At 69.3% G+C, this 6,454-nt stretch carries 6 protein-coding genes and 1 pseudogene; all 7 read left to right on the forward strand.

What is annotated here, in order from left to right; all coding sequences use genetic code 11:
- Positions 1-70 precede the first annotated feature (70 nt).
- Positions 71-1,327, forward strand: a complete 1,257-nt coding sequence (locus tag FHP25_RS23650) for a vWA domain-containing protein (protein WP_147849434.1) — start codon at positions 71-73, stop codon at positions 1,325-1,327.
- 100 nt (positions 1,328-1,427) lie between these two features.
- Positions 1,428-1,760, forward strand: coding sequence for an XdhC family protein (locus FHP25_RS23655; RefSeq protein ID WP_147849435.1), 333 nt, complete (start codon positions 1,428-1,430; stop codon positions 1,758-1,760).
- A gap of 36 nt (positions 1,761-1,796) precedes the next feature.
- A complete protein-coding gene (locus tag FHP25_RS23660) occupies positions 1,797-2,522 on the forward strand; it encodes an XdhC family protein (RefSeq protein ID WP_147849436.1) in 726 nt (241 codons plus the stop codon).
- Between the two features lie 9 nt (positions 2,523-2,531).
- Positions 2,532-4,199 carry an NTP transferase domain-containing protein gene (locus FHP25_RS23665; RefSeq protein ID WP_147849437.1) on the forward strand — a complete coding sequence of 556 codons (1,668 nt, stop codon included), beginning with the start codon at positions 2,532-2,534 and terminating at the stop codon, positions 4,197-4,199.
- A gap of 136 nt (positions 4,200-4,335) precedes the next feature.
- Positions 4,336-5,559: an aminotransferase class V-fold PLP-dependent enzyme gene (locus FHP25_RS23670; protein WP_147849438.1), complete on the forward strand. Its 1,224-nt coding sequence runs from the start codon at positions 4,336-4,338 to the stop codon at positions 5,557-5,559.
- Positions 5,556-5,966 carry an iron-sulfur cluster assembly scaffold protein gene (locus FHP25_RS23675; RefSeq protein ID WP_147849439.1) on the forward strand — a complete coding sequence of 137 codons (411 nt, stop codon included), beginning with the start codon at positions 5,556-5,558 and terminating at the stop codon, positions 5,964-5,966. The genes FHP25_RS23670 and FHP25_RS23675 overlap by 4 nt, the downstream gene beginning before the upstream one ends.
- Positions 5,967-6,029: 63 nt before the next feature.
- Positions 6,030-6,454 (forward strand): annotated as a pseudogene (locus FHP25_RS23680) (hypothetical protein); the annotation flags it as partial.

Consider the following 6,454-nt stretch of genomic DNA (forward strand, 5'->3'; position numbering starts at 1 on the left):
ACCTTCCCCCTCCGGGGGAAGATGAAGCGCTAGTGGCGATCTCACAATCGACCTATGGTTGAGTAACGCCATGTCCGAGACGATTTACAGCGCAAGCACCAGCCAGAAGCCGCCCGCTGAAGGCAAGCTGGTCGCCAATATCATGAACTTCGCGCGCACCCTGCGTGCGGCCGGGTTGCCGATCGGGCCGGGCCGGGTGATCGAGGCGGTGCGTGCCGTCGAGACCGCCGGCTTGCAGCGGCGCGAGGATCTCTACTGGACGCTGTTCAGCGTGTTCGTGAACCGGCGCGACCAGCGCGAGATCTTCGACCAGGCGTTCCACATCTTCTGGCGCAATCCCAAGCTGCTGGAAAAGATGATGGGCATGCTGCTGCCGCAGATCGACACCGGCGCGGCGTCCGAGAGCCAGAAGCAGATGAGCCGGCGCCTGCAGGAGGCGCTGCAGCCCGGCCAGGGTGAATCGCCGGAGGATACCGACACGCCGCCGGAAGTGGAGATGGAAGCGACGCTGACCTTCTCCGACCGCGAGCTGCTGCAGAAGAAGGATTTCGAGCAGATGTCGGCGGCCGAGATCGCGCAGGCGATGAAGGCGATCCGGCGCCTCACCCTGCCGATCCGCGAGGCGCGCACGCGGCGCACGGCGCCGTCGCCGCATGGGCCCAAGATCGACATGCGGGCCACGTTCCGCCACTCGCTCAAGCCGCACGGCGTGATCGAGCTGGCACGGCGCGTCCAGCGCCGCCGGCCGCCGCCGCTGGTGATCCTGTGCGACATCTCCGGCTCGATGAGCAAGTACAGCCGGATGTTCCTACATTTCATGCACGCCATCACCAACGACCGCGACCGCGTGCACTGCTTCACCTTCGGCACCAGGCTGACCAACATCTCCCGGGCGCTGCGCAACAAGGATGTCGACGTGGCGCTGGCCAAGGCCTCGGCCCAGGTCGAGGACTGGTCGGGCGGCACGCGCATCGGCACCACGCTGGAGGAGTTCAACCGGCTGTGGTCGCGCCGCGTGCTGGGCCAGGGCGCGGTGGTGCTGCTGATCACCGACGGTCTGGATCGCGACGGCGCGGTGGGGCTGGACGAGCAGATGGAGCGGCTGCACAAGTCCTGCCGCCGGCTGATCTGGCTCAATCCGCTGCTGCGGTATGAAGGTTACGAGCCACGCTCCCTGGGCAACCGGGCCATGATCGCCCATGTCGATGAGTTCCGGCCGGTCCACAACCTCGATAGCCTGGGCGAGCTGGTCGACGCGCTGAGCGCGCCGGGCGCCCGGCGGATGGATGGCCTCGTCGCGTGGCAGGCCCGCGCCCGCGCCGCGTGAGAATTCTTGCCGGCGCGCAAAGACAGGCTCGATTGAAGGCGCGATATACTGGACTATATATAACGTAGATATAGCGTGGCGGCAGCCTGTGGAGGGGAAGATGGCGGCGACAGCGACGGCAGCGGAAGACATTCTCGGGACGGCCGCCTCATGGAAGGCCGAGGGCCGCGGCGTGGCGCTGGCGACGGTCACCCTGACCTGGGGCTCCTCGCCGCGTCCGGTCGGCAGCCAGCTCGTGGTCGACCAGAACGGCAATATGATGGGGTCGGTATCCGGCGGCTGCATCGAGGGCGCTGTGGTCCGCGAGGCGGTCGAGGCGATCAGGGACGGCAAGCCGCGTATGCTGGATTTCGGTGTCACCGACGAGCAGGCCTGGGACGTGGGCCTGGCCTGTGGCGGCAAGGTGCAGGTGTTCGTCGAGCGCGTGGGGTAGGGTTGGCGGCGCAGGACAACAAGAGGAAGCGGCACCATGAAGCTCGAAACCCTCCAGGCCGTGCAGGCCGCACGCGAGAACCGACGGGCCGTCGTTCTGGCCAAGCGCATCGCTGACGGCGCCGAGGCCCTGGTCTATGGCGACGCTGCAGACGGCGAGCTGGCGGCGCACGCCGATGTCGTGGCCGCCGCGCGGGCGGCGCTGGCCAGTGGCCGCAGCGACACGATCGACACCAGCATTGGCAAGGTGTTCCTGCATGCCTACGTCCCGCCGCCGCGGCTGATCGTGGTCGGCGCCGTGCATATCGCGCAGGCGCTGGTGCCGATGGCGGCGATGGCCGGCCTGGACGTCATTGTCATCGATCCGCGCCGTGCCTTTGCCGCCGACTATCGTTTCCCCAACGTCACCGTGATCCAGGACTGGCCCGATGAGGCGATGGAGCGGTTGAAGCCCGACAACACCACCGCCGTCGTGACACTGACCCACGATCCCAAGCTCGACGACCCGGCGCTGGAGGTGGCGTTGCGGTCCGATGCCGCCTATGTCGGCTCCCTGGGCAGCCGGCGCACGCACGAGAAGCGCAAGGCGCGGCTGCTCGAGGCCGGCATCACCGAGGCGCAGTTCGCGCGCATTCACGGTCCGGTCGGGCTGAACATCGGCGCCAAGTCTCCGGCCGAGATCGCGATCTCGATCCTGGCCGAGATCATCCAGACCCGCGCCGCGCTCACCGAGCCTGCCGAGCGCAAGGTCAGGGCAGCGTGAGGCCGTGAGATGAAGTTCGGCGAGATTCCCATCGATGCGGCGGAAGGTGCGATCCTGGCGCATGCGCACCGTGACGGCGGGCTGAACTTCGCCAAGGGACGGCGCCTGTCGGCAGACGACGTGGGCAAGCTGAAGAGCGCCGGCATCACGCGGGTGGTCGGTGCCACGCTCGATCCCGAAGACGTGCACGAGGACGAAGCGGCGCGCGCCATCGCCCTGGCCGCGGGTGGTGGTGGCCTGACGCCGACGGCGCCATTCACGGGTCGCGCCAACCTGTTCGCCAGCGCTGCCGGGATCGCGACGGTCGACGTGGCGCGCATCGATGCGCTCAATGCGCTCAACGAGGCGATCACCATCGCGACCTTGCCGGCCTTCGCCGTGGTCACGCCCAAGCAGATGGTGGCGACGATCAAGATCATCCCCTTCGCCGCGCCACGTACGGCGGTGCAGCGGGCGCTGGACTTGATCGGCAGCACGCCTCTGGTGGCAGTCGCCGCCTTCCAGCCGCTCAAGGCCGGCTTGGTGCAGACCAGCCTGCCGGGCACGCGCGCCAAGGTGCTGGACAAGGCCGTCGAGACGACACGCGCGCGCATGATGGGTATCGGGGGCACGCTGCAAGGCGAGCGGCGTGTGGCGCATGACGAGGCCGCGATCGCGCGCGCGATCGAAGAGCTCAAGGCCGAAGGGTGCGACCTGTTCCTCGTCGCCGGTGCCTCGGCCATCGTCGACCGGCGCGACACGGTGCCGGCCGGCATCGAGGCCGCCGGTGGCCGCATCAACCATTTCGGCATGCCGGTCGATCCCGGCAACCTGCTGCTGATGGGCGAGATCGACGGTGCGCCGGCCATCGGCCTGCCCGGCTGCGCCAAATCACCCAAGTTCAACGGCTTCGACTACGTGCTGCAGCGGCTGGCGGCGCGCCTGCCGGTCGGCCCGCGCGAGGTGATGGGCATGGGCGTCGGCGGCTTGCTGGCCGAGACCACCAGCCGCGGCGTGCCGCGTGCCGCGACCAGCGCCAAGGAGGAGAGCCAGGCCGCTGAGGCGCCACCGCGGGCCCCACGCATCGCGGCGCTGGTGCTGGCGGCCGGCCGCTCCAGCCGCATGGGCGGACCCAACAAGCTGCTGGCCGAGATCGACGGCATGCCCATGGTGGCGCGTGCGGTCGCCGCCGCGCTGGCCTCGCAGGCCGTGTCGGTGACGGTGGTGCTGGGCCACATGGCGGCGGAGGTGAAGGCGGCGGTGGCATCGCTGGGCGCGTCGGCCGACAAGGTCCGGTTCGCCGAGAACCCGGATTTCGCCGACGGGCTCAGCGCCTCGCTGCGCGCTGGCCTGGGCGCGCTGCCTGCCGATGTCGACGGCGTGCTGGTGTGTCTGGGCGACATGCCGGCGGTATCGTCGGCGCAGCTCGACCGGCTGATCGCGGCCTTCAATCCGGTCGAGGGCCGCTCGATCTGCGTGCCCACGGTGGGCGGCAAGCGCGGCAATCCGGTGCTGTGGGATCGTCGTTTCTTCGCCGAGATGACCGGCGTGTCGGGCGATTCAGGCGCCAAGCACCTCATCGGCGAGCATGCCGACCTCGTGTGCGAGGTCGAGATGGGCAGCGAGGGCGTGCTGATCGACCTCGATACGCCGGAAGCGCTGGCGGCTTTCCGCGCCCGCGCGACGGAGGCGGCATGAGGGTTCCTCGTTTTGGACCGCGCGCGTCCACGCGCGCATCGGTGCGTCAGCGCCGATACCGCAGGTCGCCCTCCGCTGTCGCTACGGGCGAGTGCGCGCGTGGACGCGCGCGGTCCGAAATGCAGACGGAGACGCCATGAGCTTCGACGTTGCGGCGCTGCGCCGGCAGTTCCCGATCCTGGGGCGGCCGGTGAACGGCAACGCGCTGCATTATTTGGACAATGGCGCCTCGGCGCAGACGCCGGACGCTGTCCTCGACGCGGTGCGCCTCTACGAGACCACGGCGCGCGCCAACGTGCTGCGCGGCGTGCATGCGCTGGCCGAGGCGGCGACCGAGGCCTACGAAGGTGCCCGCGCCGATGTCGCGCGCTTCCTGGGCGGTGTTCCCGCCGAGGAAGTGATCTTCACCGGCGGCTGCACGGCGGCGATCAACCTGGTGGCGCAGAGCTATGGCAGCCTGCTGAAGCCCGGCGACGAGATCGTGCTGTCGGTGCTGGAGCACCATTCCAACATCGTGCCCTGGTATCAGCTGGCGCAGCGCATCGGCGTGAAGCTGCGGCCGTTGCCGGTCACGGACGAGGGCCGCATCGATGTCGCGGCCCTGCCGCAGGTCGTGAACGCGCGCACGCGCCTGATCTCGGTGGCGCATGTGTCGAACGTCACCGGCGCTGTCGTCGACGTCGCTGCGGTCGTGGCCGCGGCGCGCGGCGTGGGTGCCAAGGTGATGCTGGATGGCGCCCAGCGGGCGCCGCACGGCCCGGTGGACCTGCCGGCGCTGGGTGTCGACTTCTATGTCTTCGCGGGCCACAAGGCCTATGGTCCCAATGGCATCGGCGTGCTGTGGGCACGGCGTGAGCTGCTGGAGGCGATGCCGCCGTTCATGGGCGGCGGCTCGATGATCGGCAGCGTGACGTTCGAGGCGATCACGTGGGCGCCGCCGCCGCGGCGCTTCGAGGCCGGCACGCCGCCGATCGGTCCGGCCGTCGGCCTGGGTGCCGCCTGCCGCTGGATGATGGGGCTCGACTGGACCGCCATCGGCAGCCACGAGATGGGGCTGACCCAGCGCCTGATGGACGGATTGGCGGCAGTGCGCAGCGCGTGGTTGATCGGCCCGCCCGGGCTGCAAGGCCGCCTGCCTGTGGTCTCCTTCGTGCTCGACGATGTCCACCCGCATGACGTGGCGCAGATCCTGGACTCCTTCGGCGTGGCGGTGCGCGCCGGGCATCATTGCGCGCAGCCGCTGATGGAACGCTTCGACATCGCCGGCACGACCCGTGTCTGCATCGCCCCCTATAACGACATCGGCGATATCGATGCGCTGCTGGCCGGCGTGGATGAAGCCGTGCGGAGGTTTGCGTGAGCGACGCGCTGTATCATGACCGCATTGTCGCGCTGGCCAAGAGCCGGGCGGGTGCCGGCAAGCTGGAGGCGCCCACGGCATCGGCCCGGCGCGATAATCCACTATGCGGCGATCGCGTGACCATGGACGTGCGCCTGGATGATCAGGATCGCATCGTCGAATTGGCTCACCAGGTGCGCGGCTGCGCCCTCTGCCAGGCCTCGGCGGTGGCGCTTGCCGCGCGCGCCACGGGCCTGCCGAAGGCGGAAATCGGCACGCTGCGCGCCGAGATCGATGCTGTCCTCGACGGCACGGCGGCGGGCGAGGGGGATTTTGCGGCGTTTGCTCCCGTGCGCCCGTATCGCAGCCGGCACGACTGTGTCACCTTGCCGTTCGAGGCATTGCAGGACGCTCTGAAGCCGCGCTGAGCGCCGCGAAATCGTCACGATCAGCTGTGAGTATCTGCTCGGTTTTGTCCGGGAGATATGCGCATGTCACAAGCGAAGAAGGTGCCGGGTCGTCGCCTGGCGGCGGTAGCGGGTCTGACGGCGACGCTGCTGGCGTCGACGTCGGCGTTGGCGCAGGAGCTGGCGCTGAAGCGTGTGATGCTGTCGTCGGGGGGCGTGGGGTATTTCGAGTACGAGGCGTCGGTGGAGAACGACGCGACGCTGAAGCTGACGGTGAACCTGGATCAGGTCGACGACGTGCTGAAGAGCCTGGTGGTCTATGACGACAAGGGCGGTGTCGGGGGTCTGAGCCTGCCGGGTCGCGAGCCGCTGTCGCAGGTGTTCCGTGACCTGCCGTTCGACCAGGCGGCGCTGGGCTCGCCATCGGCATTGCTGAACGCGCTGCGCGGGGCGGAGATCACGGTGGGCGGTGCGCGCAGCGCGACGGGCCGTGTCGTGGCGGTGAATGG

Source organism: Vineibacter terrae (assembly GCF_008039615.1).
Lineage (GTDB): Bacteria > Pseudomonadota > Alphaproteobacteria > Reyranellales > Reyranellaceae > Vineibacter > Vineibacter terrae.